Origin of the sequence: Acaryochloris sp. IP29b_bin.137, from assembly GCF_028285745.1 — a bacterium.
Lineage (GTDB): Bacteria > Cyanobacteriota > Cyanobacteriia > Thermosynechococcales > Thermosynechococcaceae > Acaryochloris.
Genome location: NZ_JANQOP010000066.1, coordinates 12,134 through 32,407, shown reverse-complemented (window position 1 = coordinate 32,407; position 20,274 = coordinate 12,134). Strand labels below are relative to the sequence as shown.

The following is a 20,274-nucleotide window of genomic DNA, read 5'->3' as shown; positions in this document are numbered from 1 at the left end:
CAGCCCGAAGCAAAGGCGATCGCCACCCGTCCTCCAGACAGTTGATCGACTACGGCCCAATCCTCAGCCACCCGGACTGGATGATGTAGGGGTAGCACGACACTGCCGGCCCGCAGTTGAATCTTTTCAGTGACCATTGCAAGTGCTGCACTAGTCATTGCTGGATTAGGATAGAGTCCACCAAAGGCATGAAAATGTCTTTCAGGGGTCCAAACGGCACTAAAACCATTTTGATCGGCAAATTTAGAGCTTTCAATTAATAGTTTATACGGGTCATCTTGTGAGGTTAACCCATCCCCGTCAAAATAGAACAAACTAAATTTCATGGTTTTTAATTCTTTAATAAGATATTTTGATGATTTCAAGTTTTTGATTTGATAAATTGTTTTTGGTATGCACGGAAAATTATAATTTCTTTTCCACTTCTTCAAGGGGCATATTCTCAATTTGACCTAGTAAGTCCTCCAGTGTTGATTGAGTGTCATCAGATAAAATAATCTGATTTTCAGTAATGATTTTGGCAATGCCTGCAACCGTTGGGGCTTCAAAGAGAAAGGCACGCATGGGCAGATCAACTTGAAACTCTTGTCGTAAGCGAGTGACAGCCTGTATTGCGAGCAGAGAATGCCCTCCTAGCTCAAAAAAGTTATCGTTAATCCCAACCGCTTCAATGCCTAATAGCTCTCCCATGGCCAGGGCTACGGTTTGTTCAACCTCATTCGTAGGGGCTACATAAGGCGTTGACAATGGAGGACGGGTATGGGAAGCGGAACCGACGTCGGAAACGAAGTTATCTACCTTTTCAGGAGCAGCAACAAAGGCTTTATCAAGTCTGGCTTGAAGGCTGCGAGGTGAAATAATTAGTTGAGGACAACTTGATTGAGATAACGCTCGCTGTGTAACTTCCCAGACTTCATCTGCGGACATCGCTGAACTCATTAAAGTTGATTGGGTCTGCGTGGCCGGTTTGTCTAGCTCACAAGCATCCCAATTCAGACTTAGCCATTGGGTGGTTTGATTGTGTTGCTGCTGAGCGAACGCATCGAGGTAACCGTTTGCAGCCGCATAGGCACCGAAACCAATGCCACCCACAATGCTAGACAAGGACGACTGGAGCAGATAAAAGTCTACCGGAGAAGGGGAAAGGGCTTGTTGAAGAACTTGAATCCCCTCTACTTTGGTGCGACAGATGCGATCGCAGGCCGCTGCATCCAATTCCGCCATTGCGCAACTGGCCTGATCTCCCATTACATCGGTATGGAAAACGCCGACAATAGGACCAAAGCGTTCAAGCCCGTGGTGAAGCGTTGCTTGCGTCCAGTCAAGATCGGTGAGATCCCCACTAAACCACAGAAATGTTTCACCTTCGGTTCCCAAAGCTTGCAACTGCCGAATCAATCGACTGACGCTATGTTGGGGGCCGTGGGTCAATAGCCATTTTTCCCAATCGCTGGCTGCAGGCAAGCCTGGACGACCCACCAAAATGAGTTTGGCGTCAAGATCTTGAACTAGAGCCTTGGCATACACTGTTCCCAGACCTTCAACTATATCTCCCGCAATGAGATAGGTTCCCCCAGGCTTGAGTAATGAAGATTGGTGAGGTGGCAAAGGCAGGGTGTCATAGGTTTGGACCCAACGATGCCCCTCTCGGTAGGCTAGTATCCGCTGTTCCGGATTGTATTCCTGCCGCAATTCCTGACCCAGTTTTGTCACCATAGGGGGTGAGCAGGAATCATCAATATCGATAAAACGGCTACGTAGCTGTGGATATTCTTGGGAAATTACCTGGCCAAAACCCAGAATTTTAGCCATCAGAGGATTGATCGACTCTGTCCCTGTGACATTCTGAACGTTAGTGGTGATCAAGCTCAGCGTCGTTTTCTGACCTGACAAGGATTGGATAAGGTGAAGTAATGATTCGAGGGGATCGAGATGAGCTAGAGCCTGTATTCCCCCCCAGTCATATACAACTTGAGTAATGGATTCACCTTGTAAGGCTTGTAAGAGTAACTGATAATCGTTTGCCTGATGAGGATTCAATGTATAGACATTATTTTGAGATAAAAATTCGTCTCCTGGGGTTACCCAAGTGAGGTTGTTGATTTGGTCCTCTAGGGACGACCAAAGACTTTCTCGTCGGACCCCATCCGTAAAAATTAGCCAGCAGCTATCCAGACGATTTGAGGGAGGCTCAATAAGAGGCAATCGCTTCCAAGTGGGGAGATAGAACCAATCCGAGAGGTCTGGTTTTTTAGAAGATTCATCCTCTGGAGTGACTTGTGCAGGTGCATCTTGCTCTAGGGGAATCCAGTAGGACTGGTGTTCAAAAGGATAGGTGGGCAGGGGTAATCGCTGCCGCTGGGTCGATGCGTGAAAGTCCTGCCAAAAATCGGTTATGCCCGTCAACCACAGTTTACCTAGGGTCATCATCATGGTGACGAGGTCAGCTTGATTCTCCCGTGGATGGGGCAATGATTGCAGGGCAGGGATATGGCGTTGTTCGGGTGCCAAATGCTGTTGCACCAATTTGGTAAGGGTATGTCCTGGGCCAATCTCTAGAAAGATCGGATGGTCGAGATGAAGAAGTTCAGTAATGCCTTGGCTAAAGTGGACGGTATGTCGCAAATGACGTAGCCAGTAATCAGGACTCGTCGCCTCAGTATCCGTTAGCCAAGTCCCCGTCACGTTAGAGATAATCTCAATTTGAGGGGGATGGAGTGCTACTTTTTGCAGGACCTGCCCAAACTCGCCTAGGGCCGAATCCATCGAGGCAGAGTGAAAAGCATGAGAGGTTTCGAGGCGACGACAGGGAATAGATTGGGATTCCAACTGCGATCGCAATGCTTCAATCACCCTTATGGGTCCAGACACCACACAGGTTTGGGGGCTATTGATCACTGCAATTTCCGCTCCCACGGGCAGGTATGTTCTCACGGAACTTGCGGGCTGCAGAATCGACAGCATTGCCCCTGGAGAACAGGACTGCATGATTCGGCCCCGTTGGGTCACCAAAGCCAGGGCATCTGCCAACGAAAACACCCCAGCAATACAAGCTGCCACATATTCACCAATGCTGTGGCCAATGAGCGCCTTAGGCTGAATCCCCCAGGACAGCCACAATTTAGCTAGCGCATACTCAACCGCAAATAAGGTCGGTTGAGCGTTAGCTGTATGGGTCAAAGGGTAGCTAGATTGAGTCTCGGGTCGGTCTCTCTTAACCCCATAGAGTATCTCTAAAAGGGGGAAGTCGGAGCCAAGTAGATCGGCACACTGGGCCATGGCTTGGCGGAAAACAGGCTCAGTCTCGTACAGATCGCGGCCCATATTAACGTGCTGTGCTCCCTGCCCAGAGAACATAAACACGATGCTGTGGGTTTCTGAATGGGCCGTTTGACTCAGGCAAAGGGGAGAGTCAGCCTGATTGAGTAACTCGATGGCTTCTGTAGTCGTCTGACACAAGCAAATCTGGCGATGGGGCCAAGAACGACGACCAATCTGGAGTGTGTAAGCAATATCTGCTAAGTCCTGTTCCGGATGATCTTTTAAGTGAGTTGCCAATTGCTGGCGCATCTGCATTAAGGCAGTTGGCGTTTTTGCCGATAACGTCAGCATTTGCCAAGGCCGAGCTTTGTTAGTGGACTTTGGTACGGGTGCTTCTTCTAAAATGACATGAGCGTTGGTTCCTCCCATGCCAAAGGAACTAACCCCAGCCCTCCTTGGCACCTCGGTACTGACCCAGTCTGTACAGCGATCGTTAACAACAAATGGACCCTGCTCGAAAGCAATGCGAGGGTTTGGCGCCTTAAAATTGAGGCTGGGCGGCAGAACCCGGTTCTGCATAGCCAGTACCGTTTTAATCAACCCAGCTACTCCAGCTGCCGCATCCAAATGCCCCACATTCGTTTTGACTGAACCCAAAGCGCAAGGCCTTGAGGAAGCCCGGTTAAATACCTTGTTTAAGGCTGCTATCTCGATAGGGTCCCCAAGAGGGGTCCCTGTTCCATGCCCCTCGATATAGCTGAGAGTGCTAGGGTCAATGCCAGCTTGATCAAAAGCAGCTTGAATCACAGCAGCTTGGCCAGAAATGCTGGGCGCAGTGAGACCCACTTTATCAGCCCCATCGTTATTAATCGCGGAGCCTTTGATCACAGCATAGATATGGTCACCATCTCTCACAGCTGCCTGGAGCCGCTTCAGAACGACCAACCCGACCCCATTACCAAATAAGGTCCCTTGTCCCATAGCATCAAAGGCACGGCATACACCATCAGGTGCAGCAATGCCATCGGGTTGATATAAATACCCCTGAGGGATCGCACTACTAACGGTCACTCCCCCTGCTAGAGCCATATCGCATTCATGGTGCAAAAGACTTTGACAGGCTGTATGCACTGCCACCAGAGCGGTAGAGCATCCTGTTTGAATGCCACAACTTGGTCCCTTCAGATCAAGCTGATAGGAAACCCGAGTGGGCATAAGTCCCATAACATTACTGATCACCGCCTGTACTGGGTCTACTGAATCTCTAACGGTGGCATTCGCATACAGATTAACTAGATAGCTATTGAGGGCAGCCCCACCATATACACCAATGGTGCCGTCATATTGGTGACTGTCGTACCCCGCATTCTCTAGAGCTGCCCAGGCACATTCCAGAAACACACGGTGTTGAGGATCAATCAGCTCTGCTTCTCGGGGGGAGTAACCAAAGAAATGGGCATCAAACTGCGTCGGATCAGTAAAGCTAGCGTAGGCTGGAACATAATTAGGTTGGGTAAAGGTCGATTCGGGGACTCCAGCTTCTAATAATTCCGTCTCTGAAAGCATGCGAATGCCAGATCTACCCTGGACCAGTAATTCCCAAAACTCATCTAAGTTATCTGCACCGGGAAACTTGCCGGCCATACCAATAATGGCAATTTGCTCCTTTCTAGCCTCTTCAATGGCTTCGAGCTTGGATCGTGCTTCTTTTAGGGCTCGAAAGACCCGTTCAGAAGTAGTGTTGGTAATGTTTAGGGTGTCACTCATAGGAAAGAAACTCTATAACAACTTATGACCGACCTAATAGGGTCTCAATGGCGTCTAACTCTTGTTCAATATCTGAAGCAGCATCAGCTGCAAGGCTCGGCTCAGTCAAAGGTGACTGCTCGACTGCTAGGAATTGCGCTGCAGCTTTGTCAGAATCAATTGGAGAGGTAGGCACATCTAGGGTCTCAACCAAATGAGTCGCTAAAGCACGTATATTCGGGAATTCAAAGATATCAGTAGATGCAACAGGAGTGCCAAGATGAAGATCCAACTGGTTCTTCAACTCAACAGCCATCAAGGAATCCATGCCCATATCAAAAAAGCTGGTCACGGGGTCAAGATTTTGAGAACTAGGCAACCCCAATATCTTGGCAACTTCAATCTGGAGCTCCTGAGCTATAAATCCAGTACGTTGTCGATGAGGTAGTGTCTGGAGTATAAATCGCCAGTCGGCCTGTGACTTTTGAGCAGGAGTCTGACCAGATGGGAACTGACTAAATTCTGGCTGGTTAAAGTTAGTAAAGAACGAATCACGATTGACACTCATACGGAACCGAGACCAGTGAATTGGGATGACACCTACCTGGGATAAAGTGTTTTTGTAAAACAATTGAGAGAGAGCTTGCTTACCTTGATAAGATGTAATCGCTCCTACCCCTTTCGCCTGCATCTGCTTGTGAATAACTCTTGTAGCAGCCGAACCTACCTCAGACCAAGGTCCCCAATTAATGCTCAATGCTGGTAACCCTAACTGTCGCCGATGGTGAGCCAGCGCATCTAAGAAGCTGTTGGCTGCCACATGGCTGCCCTGACCCGGAGAACCCAGCAATGCGGCTGCCGATGAATATAGGACAAACAAATCGAGGGATTGCTTTTTTGTCAGCTCATGGAGATTCCACGCGCCCCAAATTTTAGGTGCGAGTACAGTTTGCATCTGTTCCCAAGTAAGCTGCTGCAATACCCCATCTTCTAGGATTCCAGCAGCATGAATCACACCGCGCAATGGCGGTAGAGTATCGCGAACCTGTGCCAAGGCTCTATCTAGCTGCGCTCGATTGGCCACATCTGCCTGGAGTAGGGCCACCGAAGTCCCCTGCTGTCGGAGCCGTTCAACTGCAGTGGTGACATCCGCAGAAAGTTCTGTACGACGACTCACCAGAGCTAGATGACGTGCCCCTTGTTCCACCAGCCATTCAGCGGTTGAGAGCCCTAGCCCGCCTAGCCCCCCTGTGAGCAAATAAGTTGCATCGGCCTGAATGGATATGGGTGGATCAGGCTCAAAATCAAGCACTATCTTACCAATGTGTTGCGCCTGCTGCATGCAACGGAATGCTTGGCTTGCCTCAGTTATCGGGAAAACTTGATAGGGAACCGGGGTCAACGCTTTCTCTTCAAATTGCTGTTGAAGACTCTGCAGCATCACTTGAATCTGATCTGGTTGAGTGTGAGCAACCGTCATCAAATCAATTAGGTGATAGGCTACATCTGGTCTGACCTCAGCAACCTGCTCTGCTGTCCAGATATCGCGCTTGCCGATTTCCAGAAACCGTCCCTGTGGAGCCAGCACTGATAGTCCCTTAGGGATAAATTCACCTGATAGCGAGCTAAGGACCACGTTGACGCCCTGGCCGTTAGTTTTGACAATAATTTCATCAGCAAAATCCAGAGTGCGAGAGTTCATGATCTGGGTAACCCCTTGGATTCGTAATGCCTCCCATTTTCCTGGACTGGCAGTGGTGTATACCTCTGCGCCGATTTGCTGGGCAATTTTTACAGCCGCCATTCCGGTCCCTCCAGCGGCGGCATGGATGAGAATTCGTTCACCTGGCTGGAGTTGAGCTACCTGACGCAACGCATAGTCAGCGGTCAAAAAGTTTGTCGGAATCGTCGCTGCCTCCATAGTGCTTAAAGTCTGGGGTTGATGTCCTATCAGCACTATTGGCACCGTGATGTACTGCCGAAAGCTGCCAGGAGCCAGCGCTATCACTGGATCGCCAACCTGAAACGCATCAACTCCTTCACCAATCCTGACAATCTGGCCTGTGCATTCGACGCCGAGCAAATCGCGATCAAAGGGCAGTAGCCCCAGCGCATCCAGCACATCAATGAAGTTAAGGCCAGCAGCCTTAACCTGAATTTCGACTTCACCAGGACCAGGTTGCTGTCGAACAGAGGTAACAATCTGGAGGTTATCAGGCGTTCCTTTACTTGAGAGGGTAAGCTGAAACGGCTCTGCGGGAATTTGAGGGGTAATTGGTTTAGCTGGGCCTAGCCGTGCAACACGTCGTTGACTTTGCTGATAGGAGATTGCACCCGCCTCCTGCTCTAGCTGTAACTCGCGGTAAATGATCTCCACCTGTTGCGCTATAGCCATTGTCGGATCAAGATCAATCCGGCAACAATGTAGGCTGGGATATTCCAGCTCGATCACGCGACCAAGACCCCAGGCCGATGCTACGGCTGGATGCCCTAATCCATCCACACTTCCCTGGGTGACAAGGGTGAGCTTGGGCATTGCTTCTGATGTTTGGGTCAGTGTTTGTACCAGATGGAGAAGCCCCATAAGGATGTGTTGGGTGTAAGTTTCTATAGGCTCCTCTGGCTCCGGGCTACCAACTAAGTAAATAATTTGTTCTAGCTGTTGATCTCCAAACGTTGCCAGCAGAGTCTCAAATGCCTCAAAACTAAGTGGATCAATGGTTTCTGGGATAGGAGTCCGTGGAGTTAGATCAGTCTCTAAGCCAATTAAACGAGCATCAATCGTGTCTGATAGGGTTTTGCCAAGTTCACTGGAGGGAGCCGCTAGCAGTAGTGGAGCCGTTGTCTTAACCAGAGGTGATGTGGCGATGATGACAGACTGCGCTAGAATACTTTCTGCCTCCTGATCAGGAGTTAAAGCAACGATATCCTCAAATCCAGCCGCTTGAAGCTGAGATTGCCATCGCGAAACCGACAGGAGTGGATATTCAGGCCGTTTCCACCAGCCTTCAGTCATGCCAAAGATCAGATCTAGCCAAGCTAAGGGCTGCGTACCCTCTAGGAGCACCAACTGACCATCTGATGTTAGAAGAGATCGCACATGCCCTAATGTCCGCTCCAAATCTTCTGTGGCATGAAGTACATTTGAGGCAATGACCAGATCATAGGCGTGGGCTTCAAAGCCTTGGCTCTCAGGAGACTGCTCAATATCTAGCGTTTGATATAGAACGGTGTCATAGTCAGCAAAGCGCTTCTTGGCCTTAGCCAAAAACAGCGGAGAAATATCTGTGAAAACGTACTCAGCCTGGCCCAAATGTGGCAAGAGATGGGCTGTCGTGCCGCCTGTGCCGCCACCGATCTCCAGAATGCGAGGGAGACGAGATAGAGGGGCGATAGCAGCCATCACCGCTTGCCGCACCAAATCATTCATCAGTTGAGCCCCCGGTGAGGACTGATAAAGATGTGTCAGGTCTGACAGATCACCTGCTGGGAAAAGGAGCGTTAGTGGATCAATACTGCCCTGCAGAACACCTGCCAAATGTTCTCCGCATCGCTGGATTAAAGTCAGTTCAGCTTTAGCTTCTGGATGCTGGCTAAGTAATGTTTCCGATTGTGAGATAACCTGTTGCTGTCCACCCTCATAAGGTGGATGGTTGACAACTAATTCCAGTAGGTGCTGGAATAATCGTTTTTGCCGAGGGTCAACATTCCCCTGATCTATTAATTCAGCAACATCAAATTCTGTAGGAAGGGTTTCGACACCGTTGAGAATGTTTAGCGCCGTCACCATATACCCCAAACTCAGATTTTCTAATTTGGGCAATAAGTTTTGGTATCTCTGAATCGCAGGTTCAGTCAGAGCTGCAGAATAATATGGATAAATTTTCTGGATGATTGTAGTGGATGACGCCAACTGAGTCAGTGGTTCAACCTTCCAATCAAGTTTGTAAAACCAGTTTTCCAGTGAGTCTTCTAGGGTCGCATTAGAGCCAAGTATGCGCTCAACACTGGCAGGCTGAAGCTGGAGCCCCTTAATAATGCCGAGATAGTCACCAGTGATCGTCCACAAATGAATATCTGCAAGAAGATAGTTCTCTCGTCTCTTGACCTGAATATGACTCCATAGTTCAGAAGCTATTTGCCCTGTAATGGAAACCAATTCCACTGCTGCGGGTAAATAAGTATCAGTTTGAGTTAAGTCAATGAATATGGCAGCAATACTTTGTAGGCAAGCATCTAGGAGAACCGGGTGTAGTTGATAGTCTGCCAGCGTAGACGATAGAGCTGGTGGCAGTTGGAGGCGACTCAACGCTTGATTATCGCCTATCCAAATCTGCTTCAGGGCACGGAAGTTCTCACCGTAGGTTATCCTTCGCATCGATAACCACTCGTAGCAGTGGGTAACAGATTTCTCCTCTGAGCAGACAGCCTGCATTTCCATTAAGGTAAATGGTTCTTCCTGATGTGCCTGATGAGGAGCGGGTATTAAGTGACCACTGGCATGTAGAACCCACTCTTTCTTAGCAGACAGGCTGAATATTTCAAATCTTTGATGTTTAGTTCCGGGCGAAAGAATCAGTTGAACTGTTTTGGGTTGATCGAGCAATAGCGCATTCTGGAAAGTGATCGCAGTGAGACCCGCATCTGCGCTATCTGCAGCAGCTAAAACCATTTCTAGGTAGCCCACCGCAGGTAGGACTGGAATTCCAAATACCTGATGCTCCTCTAGAAAAGGCACCAGGGTAGAGCTAATTTCACCCTCAAAGACAATGGATTCACTTCGGGCGAGATTTAATCGCTCCCCTAAAATTGGATGTTGCTGAGTCTGTCGTTGAGCATTGCAAGTCTCAATATCAATCCAATATCGCTGTCGCTGAAATGGGTAGGTGGGTAATGAAACTCGTTGACCGGTTTCATCGGGCCACCGAGCTGGAGCACCTGATACGTAAAGCTGTCCGAGACTAGCCAACATTGTATGATGATCTGAGGGGAAGCGATCGCGTTTCGGCCACAGGCTCGGCAACCATTTCCCAGAACGATCCGGTAAACACCCTTGTCCCAACGCAATCAGCGTCGGCTTGGGTCCAATTTCAAGCAGAATGTCGTAGTTATTGTTTGCAAGGCGATCTATTCCCTGCCAAAACTTGACGGGCTGACGTATATGGCGAACCCAATAGTCAGCCTGAGTGATTTCTTCACCAATGGGTTGCCCCGTCACCGTGGAAATCATCTCGACCTTGGGGCGCTGGAATTGAACCTTTTCAGCAATGGCCTCAAAATCTTCAAGCATTGGCTCCATCAGATGAGAGTGGAAGCCATGAGACACTTGAAGGTGTTTGGTTTGCATCCCTTGTTTTTCTAGGGACTCCAGGACCTGATTTAGAGCAACCTGATCACCAGAGAGAACGGTGCTAGTGGGACCGTTCTCAGCCGCGATCGCAACGCCATCGTTCAGATAAGGCTCAACCTGTTCCGGTGAGGCGATCACTGCCGCCATGCCGCCGCTGGGCAGCGCCTGCATCAGTCGTCCTCGGGCTGCAATCAGCTTTAGTCCAGCGTCCCAGTCCATAACCCCAGCCGCACAGGCTGCTGCATACTCGCCAATGCTATGGCCCAAAACACCGATGGGCTGAACGCCCCAGGACCGCCAAAGTTCAGTGAGGGCATAGGCGATCGCAAACAGCGCAGGTTGGGTATTAGCCGTTTGATTGAGAAATGTCCCGGATTCCTGTTGGTTCTCTTCTGGATAAAGTAGCTTGATTAGGTCAATACTTTCCGCAGTAAGAACCTCAGCGCAGTGCTCAATAGTCTCTCGGAACACAGGTTCACTTTCGTAAAGCTGGCGGCCCATATTGACGTACTGCGCCCCTTGCCCCGTGAACAGAAAGGCAATTTTAAGCGGACGCTGGCTGGCCTTGTCAGTGATGGCTTGAGGAGCTTGATCCTCCGCAAAGGCGCTGAGCTGAGCCTGGGCGTTTTCAAGAGAGTCAGCGACAATGGCGAGGCGGTAAGGATGGTGAGATCGCAAGGCCCAAGCGCTCCAGCACAGATCCTTAAGGGCGATCTCTGGCTGAGTGAGGTGGTCTACATAGCGATGAGCTAACGCCTGCAGCGCCTCTGGATCCCTAGCAGACAGGGTCAGCAGATAGGGAGGTCCTGTTTGCGACTGAACGGGCACAGACGCTGAAGGAGTGGCCGACTCAATGACGACATGGGCATTGGTGCCGCTGAAGCCAAAGGAGCTAACGCCTGCGAATCGGTTTGCCTGCTTGGCTTCCGAAGTTGGGGCAGCAGGCCAAGCAAGCGACTGCTGGGTGACCTGAATGGGCAATGCCGACCAATCAATATGGGGACTGGGTTCGTTGAAATGGAGATGAGGCGGTAGGGTTTGATACTGCATTGACAGCACCACCTTGATTAGCCCCGCAATGCCAGCCGCTGCCTCTAGGTGGCCGATATTGGTTTTCACCGAGCCAAGGTGGAGCGGTTGCTGCTCAGTATGGTTAGAGCCAAATACAGCACCCAATGCTCCCACTTCAATGGGGTCGCCTAGCGCAGTTCCAGTGCCGTGGGCTTCAATATAGCTGATTTGCCCTGGTTCTACTCCAGCGTTATCTAAAGCCTGACGAATCACAGCCTGTTGCGAAGGACCGTGGGGGACCGTTAAACCACTACTGGGTCCATCCTGGTTGACGGCACTGCCGCGAATGAGCGCTAGGACGCGATCTCCCTGGGCCACTGCATCCGAAAGCCGCTTGAGGACCACAACGCCACAGCCTTCACCCCGCGCAAAGCCATCAGCCGCCGCGTCAAAGGTTTTACAGCGACCATCCGGGGCCAGCATATGGGCCTTAGAGAAGGTAATACTATATTCTGGGGCCAGAATGCGATTGACGCCCCCTGCAAGAGCCACCTCGCAGTTTTGGTTGCGCAAACTCTGACAAGCAAGATGCACCGCCACGAGAGAGGACGAGCAGGCCGTATCCACCACTAAGCTCGGCCCGGTGAACCCGAGGCTATAGGACAGTCGCCCTGCCGCAACGCTGTGGGCGTTGCCGGTGGCTAGGTAGGCATCAATATCGGTGTCAGGCCGTTGCGAAAGATGCTGGGAATAGTCGTTGCTGCTGATGCCGACAAATACACCCACAGGTCGAGAGCGCCACTGGTCAGGCACCATGCTTCCGTGCTCCATCGCCTCCCAGCTCACCTCTAGCAGTAAGCGCTGCTGCGGATCGACGCTGACTGCTTCCCGAGGTGAGAGGCCAAAGAAAGCGGCATCGAACTCCTGGAGGTGCCCTACAAAGCCACCGTTACGGGTGACGATCTTGCCCGGTGCATCAGGATTAGGGTCGTAGTAGGCATCGGCATCCCAGCGATCGCTTGGAACTTCGGTAATCGCGTCCCGCCCCTGTTTCAACAGTTGCCAAAACGCCTCTGGGCTATCCGCCTCTCCTGGGAATCGACAGCCTATGCCCACGATGGCAATAGGCTCGGTACGAGCAGATTCAACGGTGATGAGTTTAGCCTGCAATTTTTCAATCGCTTGTAGAGCACGAGCCATGCGCTGGTCATTAGTGCTGCTGTGGTCCTGAAGAGACGGGTTACTCATGATGCGTCTCCCTCGCCAAGTAACGCTTCAATATCGGCTAGCTTTTCATCCATCAGTACCGCTAAGGTATTCCCCGATGGCAATGACGATGTTTCTATTGATTTTTCTACCGTATCAATGTGGCCTTGCCCCTGATGAATGGCAGAGGCTGAAGCAGGTTTGATCTCAGCTTTTAGTAGCATTGTTGCAAGATAATCCAGCAGTGTCGCCACGGTGGGATAGTCAAACACCAATGTGCTCGGTAAAGAGAGTCCTAAATTACTCTGTAGATTATTCTTCAGTTCCAAAGCCGTCAGCGAATCCATGCCCAAATCAAAGAAGCCAGCATTCAGGTCCAGTTCCTCCACCCGAAATCCCAGCGTGCAGCAAACTTGTTGACAAACATAGGTATCTAAAAGCTGCCGTTGTTGTTCAGCATGTGTGGCTTTAAGCTGCTCCAGGAAAGGTTGAGATGCAGGGACGTGGGACTGATGCGAGGAGGCAGAGGAGGGGAGAGCAGCCTGCACCGTTTGGAAGAACAGAAGATCGTTGACTAGAAACTGAGTTAAAAATACCGACCAGTTAATCGGAACAACACCTACCTGGGCAGATGACGTAGACCAAATTTGCTCCAGCTTGGCGAGTCCCTGCTCAGGGGTAATCACCTCTACACCCGTCAGTTTATGAAGAGTGCCCTGTTGCTGATACTTCAGCGCCGACCCCACGGATGACCAAGCACCCCAATTGATACTTAAACCGGGCAACCCCATCTGTTGACGATAGCGGGCCAGACCGTCTAGAAAGGCATTAGCCGCAGCATGATTAGCTTGCCCAGGGGAACCGAGCAAGGCTGCTGCCGAAGAAAATAGAACAAAGAAATCTAAATCGCTATTTCGAGTTAATGTATGCAGGTTCCAGGCCCCTGAAAGTTTGGGAGCAAGTACTTTTTTAAACTGTGACCAGTCCATCTGCTGGATGAAGCTGTCCTCCAGCACACCTGCACCGTGTATAATCCCCCGCAGCCCGCCTGGAAAGACTAATTGTTGTTGCTCTAAGCTATTGAGAGCTTTAGTCACGGCAGCTTGGTCAGCGACATCCGCTAATAACAGATCGATCGTAACGCCCCGGTTTTCCAGAATCTTGATTTCAGCACGAACGGCATCTGAGGGTTCCCGACGGCTCATAAGGGCAATGTGCTTGGCTCCGTGATCGACCATCCATCGAGCCGTGGTTAAACCTAGCCCCCCTAAACCACCGGTAATCAAGTATGTACTGTCGGACCTTAGTGCAATTTCAGGAGAGGTTGCAGAGACATGATCGGGAATCTGAAAGTCTGCATTTTGGGTAACCACAATCTTGCCTATATGTTTAGACTGCTGCAGCATCCGAAATGCTTGAATTACATCATTTTGGGAAAATTCCGTTGCGGGCAAGGGCATCCATGCCCCCGCATTGATCTGTTGGGCAATTTTAAGAAGTATCGACTGGACTACCTCAGGCTGGTGGGCACACAGGCTAGACATGTCAACGTTAAAGTGCTGAATGCCTGGTCTAAGCTGGGTCATTTGGTGCGGCTTTAGGCCGTCACCTTTTCCCATCTCAATAAATCGACCTTGGGTTCCTAGCGCCTCTAAACTTTTAATACGGAAGTCACCGGGAAGGGCGTTAATGACGACGTCAACCCCTTGCCCATCAGTTTCTGCCATAATCTCGTCTGCAAAGCCCAGGCTTCTTGACTCCATAATGTGGCTTACTCCCAGAGCTTTGAGTGCATCCCACTTATCAGGACTGGCAGTGGCAAAAATCTCTGCCCCCACCTGTTGAGCAATTTGAATTGCGGCTTGACCGATACCGCCTGTTGCTCCGTGGAGGAGGAGCCGTTCCCCTGGCTGCAGCTTAGCTAGATAAAAAAGGCCGTAGTAAGTTGCCGAAAAGACTACAGGTAGCGTAGCAGCTTCGGTAATGGTGACATTAGGAGGAACAGGAGTCACTAAATTGCGATGGACGTTAACAAACCGTGAAAAGCTACCATAGGCAATGGCCATTACCAACTGTCCCGGCTGCAGATCGCTGACGTCAGCTCCAACCTCTATCACCACACCCACACACTCAGACCCCAGAGGAGCAGCCTCAGGATATTGCCCCATTGCGATTAGCACATCCTTAAAGTTAAGCCCCGTAGCCTGAACGCGAATAGTTACTTCATTGGCTTGGGGCTGTCGGACTTGGGTATTCTTCCATTGCAATCCGTTCAGTGTACCTGTTTGAGTCGTAACTAAATGAATGGGTGAGTTTTGGAATGGATTTCTGGATAAATCTTCGGTGAAAGATTCTAAGCGTGCAACCTGCCTGACACCTGTTGTGAATTTAACCTGAGTTTCAGGCGAGGCCGATAATAGTTCTGCAACGAGGTTGTCCAAATTGTCCACTTGCAGATGGGTGCAATGTAATTCTGGGTGCTCCATCTGTAAAGTTTGAACAAATCCCCATAGAGATGACTTGGAAAGACAAGAAGCTCTTGTGTTTTCCACACTGACAACATAGAGCCTGGGAGGCTCAGAATGGTGTGTCAATGCTTGTACCAATGACAACATTTGTCGACAGATATTCTCCGTCACCTCTACCACGTGGTCTTCAATGACTGATGGCAAAATATAAACAAAGCTATTTATAGTCTCAAGCTCAGGTAAAAACTCGGCCATATCGAGAAGGGCAGCATCGAAAGTCCTGGTAATCTGATGTTGGGTCTCTAATCGAGATGCTAATGGGCGAATGGATGATAGGTTTCCCAAGAGATACCAGTGATTTAATGTAGCTGTTTCAGACTGAGCGATAATGACAGTCTGAGCAAACTCCTGAGAAGTGTCGTCAGTTTTTAATGCAACAACCTCGTTAAACCCAACTTCCTTTAGTACTGAGTGCCATTGTGAAACTGAAAGCAGAGGGTGATCCTGTCGTAGATCATGATCGTTGAATCGCCACCAGCCAGAAGTCAAACCAAAGATCAAATCAACCCAAGCCATGGGCTGAGTTCCTTCGAGCAAAAACAATTGACCACCTGGAGCTAATAGCTCCCGAACATGGTTTAGGGTCTGTTGAATATCCGCCGTTGCGTGGAGAACATTGGCAGCAATTACAAGGTCAAAATCAGGTTTATATCCTTGTGCCACAGGCGATTGTTCGATATCTAGTAGCTTATATTCCGTAAATAAAAACTTCTGGAATTGGTCGCGGGCAGCACGTGTAAACCGAGAGGAAATATCAGTGAAGATATAGGTGACGGGGTGGCTTAAGTCAGCCAGTAGTGGCAGTATCTGAGATGTAGTGCCACCTGTACCTGCGCCAATCTCGAGAACACGAAGAGGGCGGTCTAGAGGTACATGAGCGATAGCTGTGGCAATTGCTCTTCGCAACAATTGATTCATTGCCTGAGCACCCACAGAACTCTGATAGAGTTGTGCGAGATCAGTTAAATTTCCTTGAGGAAACAATAGATCTAAAGGATTTACTTGACCTTGAAAAACGGAAGCCAGTTTTGTCCCACAACGTTGCAATAGGGAAAGTTCCGTACTTAATAACTGCTTTTCTTGAAGTCGTTCTTCTAGATCTCTTAAATTTATGTGTGGTAATTCATTAGGAACTTGCCAGAGCCCATTAACTGTGGTCAAAACATGAGCTTTTTGCAACAAAATTAGGCAATGATTAAACAGTTTTTGATGCCGAGAAACAATGCCAAGGATATGGGCTAATTCCTTGCTTGTGTAGTGTCTATTTGACTGAGGAGTCCAACCTAACTGAGAGAAGGCCTGGATAATATAGGCCAAGGTCAAGGTGTTTAATTCAGTCTGTAAGTCTTGGTAGGTGAGAAAATCAGGCTGTTGAACAAGTTGGGTGAATTGGGATGCGATCGCATCGCTCACCGCTTGGGGTGAAACCAAGAACGCCCCTGGTGCTAGGGGTAAAGGCTGATTTTCCCAGACTACTTGATGAAACCATTGAGTCGGATGATTGGGAGATTCAACCGCCTGCAAGGTTAGTCCCTGGAGAACAGCTACAGTCTGATGCTGAGCGTCTACCCAAGTTACATCAATAACCGGCTGGGCGACCGCTTGGTGACGTTTTTGAGCATATATCCAGGCCGCTTCCGGTGCTTGGCAACAATAAAACCGTTCAACAGCTACCGGTAAATAGGGAGTTAAACTTTCTTCTAGCGTGGCTCCTGCCAACTGCAGGCCAGCATCCAATAGCACCGGATGCATTTGGAATTGAAGGACCGTCGAGGATGGAGTAAGGGCGACCTGAGCTAACGCCTCTCCATCTCCCAGCCAAACCTGTTGAACAGCCCGAAACGATGGGCCATACTCAATCCCACGAGCCACACATCTCTCATAGAATTGCTCACTTGAGAGAGTATTCGTCAGCCTGTGTTGAATAGCTTTAAAGTTGAGTCCAGGTAGATTTGTTTGAGCAGAAGATGACTGTATATTGCCTGTACTATGTTGAACCCAATCATTTTCATGGCGGCTGTGAATCTCAAAGGAGTACTGATCGAGTTCCTGACGGTTTACTAATGTCTGTAGGTGAATGGAGTTGCTTTCACTGAGCCATAGTCCCTTTAGCAAGGATACGTTGGTCACTTCATAACTGGCGTCTTGGTATATCTCTCGGCCTGCGGCTAAAACCATTTCTAGATAAGCTGCAGCAGGCATTAATACAGACTGAAAAACTCGGTGATCCTGCCAAATTAACGGGTTATCCCATTGTAAAAATGAGGTATAACATCGTACCGTATCTCCTGCGAGGGAGAGTTGTTGCCCTAATAGAGGATATTGGATGGTTGATGTCAGGTTAGGAGGAGAGGACTCGCTTGCTGTCTCCAACCAATAGCGTTTCCGCTGAAAGGGGTAACTGGGCAAGAGTACGGTTTTTCGGGAACAGTTTCTGTTAAAGTTAGCCCAATTGATTGAACAGCCTGCCTCATACAGTCGGCTCAATGTTGATGTCAGCGTTTGCCAATCTGTTTTTTCAGAACGGACATCGTTTTGCACTTTTGCAGGCGATAGGCTAGGTAACCATTGACTATCCTCTGCCGGTATGCACAGCTGTCCCATGGAAACTAAGGTGGGGCGGGGACCAATCTCAATAAAGATTTTGCAGTTTTCATTCGCAAGGGTATCCATGGCTAATGAAAACTGCACAGGTTGACGAATTTGATTGACCCAATAGCTGGGTTCACCTATTTCAGTCGCCATAGACTGCCCAGTCACACTAGAGATAAAGTCAATATTGGGCTGACGATACTGTATCGCTTGGGCAATCTGTTGAAACTCTGCCAGGATTGGCTCCATGAGGGCAGAGTGAAACCCATGGGAAACCTTAAGCCATTTGATTTTGTAGTTTCGAGACTCAAGCTGCGTAACCACACGATTTAAAGCTGATAGTTCTCCCGAAATGACCGTATTCTGAGGGCCATTCACTGCTGCGATCTCAACCCCATCCGATAACAGTTCAGCCACCGGGTCCGAGGCAGCCATCACCGCCACCATTCCCCCCCCTTCTGGCAAAGACTGCATCAACCGCCCGCGTGCAGCGATGAGTCTGAGTCCATCTTCAAGGCTAAATACACCCGCAATGCAGGCCGCTGCATATTCACCAATGCTATGACCTAAAACATAGTCAGGCTCAATGCCCCAGAACTGCCAAAGTTTAGCGAGGGCATATTCAAGGGCAAAAAGAGCAGGTTGAGTAATAGTGGTGTCATGAATTGAGTACTTTGAGGGAAGCGTCGACGATTCTAAAGCTGGGTAAAGAAGCTTCAACAACGGGATGTTGTCTTTCTCTAGAATTTCAGCACACCGATGAATGGCATCTTGGAAAACAGGCTCAGTCTCAAAGAGTTCTTGCCCCATCCTCACATATTGTGAGCCTTGTCCAGTAAAGAGAAAACCAATCTTTGGATGGTGGGATGAGACCGGTTGCAAAAGATTATGGGAGAATCGCTGCTCAATCGCATGATTTAATTGTTGACCGAGTTGGGGGATGTTAGCTGCACTCACAGCCAATCGATGGGTAAAGTGAGAGCGCCCTGTATTCGACGTAACGCAAATGTCAGCTGAATCGCTCTTAGATTCCATCAACCAGGCTTGATACTGCAGGGCCAATGATTTCAGGGCTGATTCACTTCGGGCAGATAACGTCAAAAGATGAAGGGAGCGTTCAGGATTTGCACAAAAGGGGTTTTCCAGGGGGGCCGCTTCAGCAGATACTGCTTCCTCAAGAATAAGATGCACGTTGGTGCCACTCATCCCAAAACTGCTCAGACCTGCCCGTTTGGGTTCTGAAGTTTCTGGCCAGGGAGTCAATTGGGTCGGCACTTGAATAGCGAGACGTTCCCAGGGGATGAAAGAATTGGGAGTATTGAGGTGCAAATGGGGAGGAATTTGTTGATGCTGCAATGCAAGAATCACTTTCATCAACCCAGCTACACCGGCAGCTGCCTCCAGGTGACCAAAGTTTGTTTTGACTGAACCTACCAAAAGGGGATCTGAGCGACCGTCCAGGGCTTGATCTAACGCAATGAGCTCAATAGGATCTCCCAGGGAAGTCCCGGTCCCGTGAGCTTCCACGTATTGAATTTGTTCTGGATCTAGTCGGGCATTGGATAATGCTTGGCGGATGACCGCTGTCTGAGCAGCACCATTAGGGGCGGTTAAGCCGTTGCTAGAGCCATCATGATTCACCGCTGAACCCTTGATTAGGGCTAGAATATTGTCTCGGTCATGAACGGCATCCGACATCCGTTTCAGCACAACCACACCACACCCTTCACCACGACCATAGCCATCAGCCGCCGCATCAAAGGTTTTACATCGTCCATCTGGTGCCAGAGCCTGAAGCTTACAAAAACCAATAGCGGCTTCCGGTGAAAGCATTAGGTTGACGCCACCTGCCAAAGCGAGATTACATTCCCCATTACGTAAACTCTGGCAGGCTAAATGAATCGCCAACAATGATGACGAGCAGGTGGTGTCCAGCTGCATCGTTGGCCCCTGAAATCCAAATACATAGGCAATCCGTCCAGCAGCAACACTTCGGGTATTCCCCAGACTACTAAATGCATCGATCAGGGCTGGATTGCTAGAGCGCACGCTGCGCTGAGCATAATCATCAAAACAGAGGCCAACAAACACCCCTGTGGCACTTCCTTTTTGGTCAAAAGCGGGAATGCCAGCATTCTCTAAAGCGTTGTGGCTAACTTCCAGTAATAACCGCTGTTGCGGATCTAAACTGTGTGCTTCTCGAGGTGAAATCCCAAAAAATTGTGGATCAAACTGATCTACATGGTTAATAAAGCTACCTGAACGAGTGTACATTTTCCCAGGTGCAGCAGGATCAGGGTCATAATAGGCGTCGATGTCCCAACGTTGAGTCGGCACTTTGCCAACGGTGTCTACCCCATTTCGCAGCAAGTCCCAGTAAGCTTCAGGAGTATTTGCCTCACCAGGGAAGCGACAAGCCATGCCAACAATTGCGATGGGCTCTGCTTGGCGTTTTTCAATATTGTCTAGCTGAGTACGCAACTTGCGAATCTGAATCGTTGCTTCTCGCAATAAACTACGGTAGTTCTTAGACTGATTTTCAGACGAAGGTATTGATTTAGACGAGCGAGATTGGATCAT

4 protein-coding genes are annotated in these 20,274 nt (G+C 49.5%); all 4 read right to left on the bottom strand.

Annotated elements, in window-relative coordinates:
- Window positions 1-326, bottom strand: a 326-nt coding sequence (locus tag Q0991_RS05055; protein WP_299486091.1) for an LLM class flavin-dependent oxidoreductase, incomplete at its 3' end; no start/stop codon positions are given.
- Window positions 327-405: 79 nt separating this feature from the next.
- A complete protein-coding gene (locus tag Q0991_RS05050; RefSeq protein ID WP_299486089.1) occupies window positions 406-5,028 on the bottom strand; it encodes a type I polyketide synthase in 4,623 nt (1,540 codons plus the stop codon).
- 22 nt (window positions 5,029-5,050) lie between these two features.
- Window positions 5,051-12,616, bottom strand: a complete 7,566-nt coding sequence (locus Q0991_RS05045) for a type I polyketide synthase (protein ID WP_299486087.1) — start codon at window positions 12,614-12,616, stop codon at window positions 5,051-5,053.
- The gene (locus Q0991_RS05040) at window positions 12,613-20,274 is read right to left on the bottom strand and encodes a type I polyketide synthase (RefSeq protein WP_299486085.1); all 7,662 of its coding nucleotides are present in this window, start codon (window positions 20,272-20,274) and stop codon (window positions 12,613-12,615) included. Before Q0991_RS05040 ends, Q0991_RS05045 begins: the two co-directional genes overlap by 4 nt.

What these genes read in the sequence shown, in the direction of transcription:
- Q0991_RS05050 (WP_299486089.1), bottom strand. Translation starts at nt 5,028, where the DNA reads ATGAGTGACACCCTAAACATTACCAACACTACTTCTGAACGGGTCTTT.
- Q0991_RS05045 (WP_299486087.1), bottom strand. Translation starts at nt 12,616, where the DNA reads ATGAGTAACCCGTCTCTTCAGGACCACAGCAGCACTAATGACCAGCGC.
- Q0991_RS05040 (WP_299486085.1), bottom strand. Translation starts at nt 20,274, where the DNA reads ATGATCCAATCTCGCTCGTCTAAATCAATACCTTCGTCTGAAAATCAG.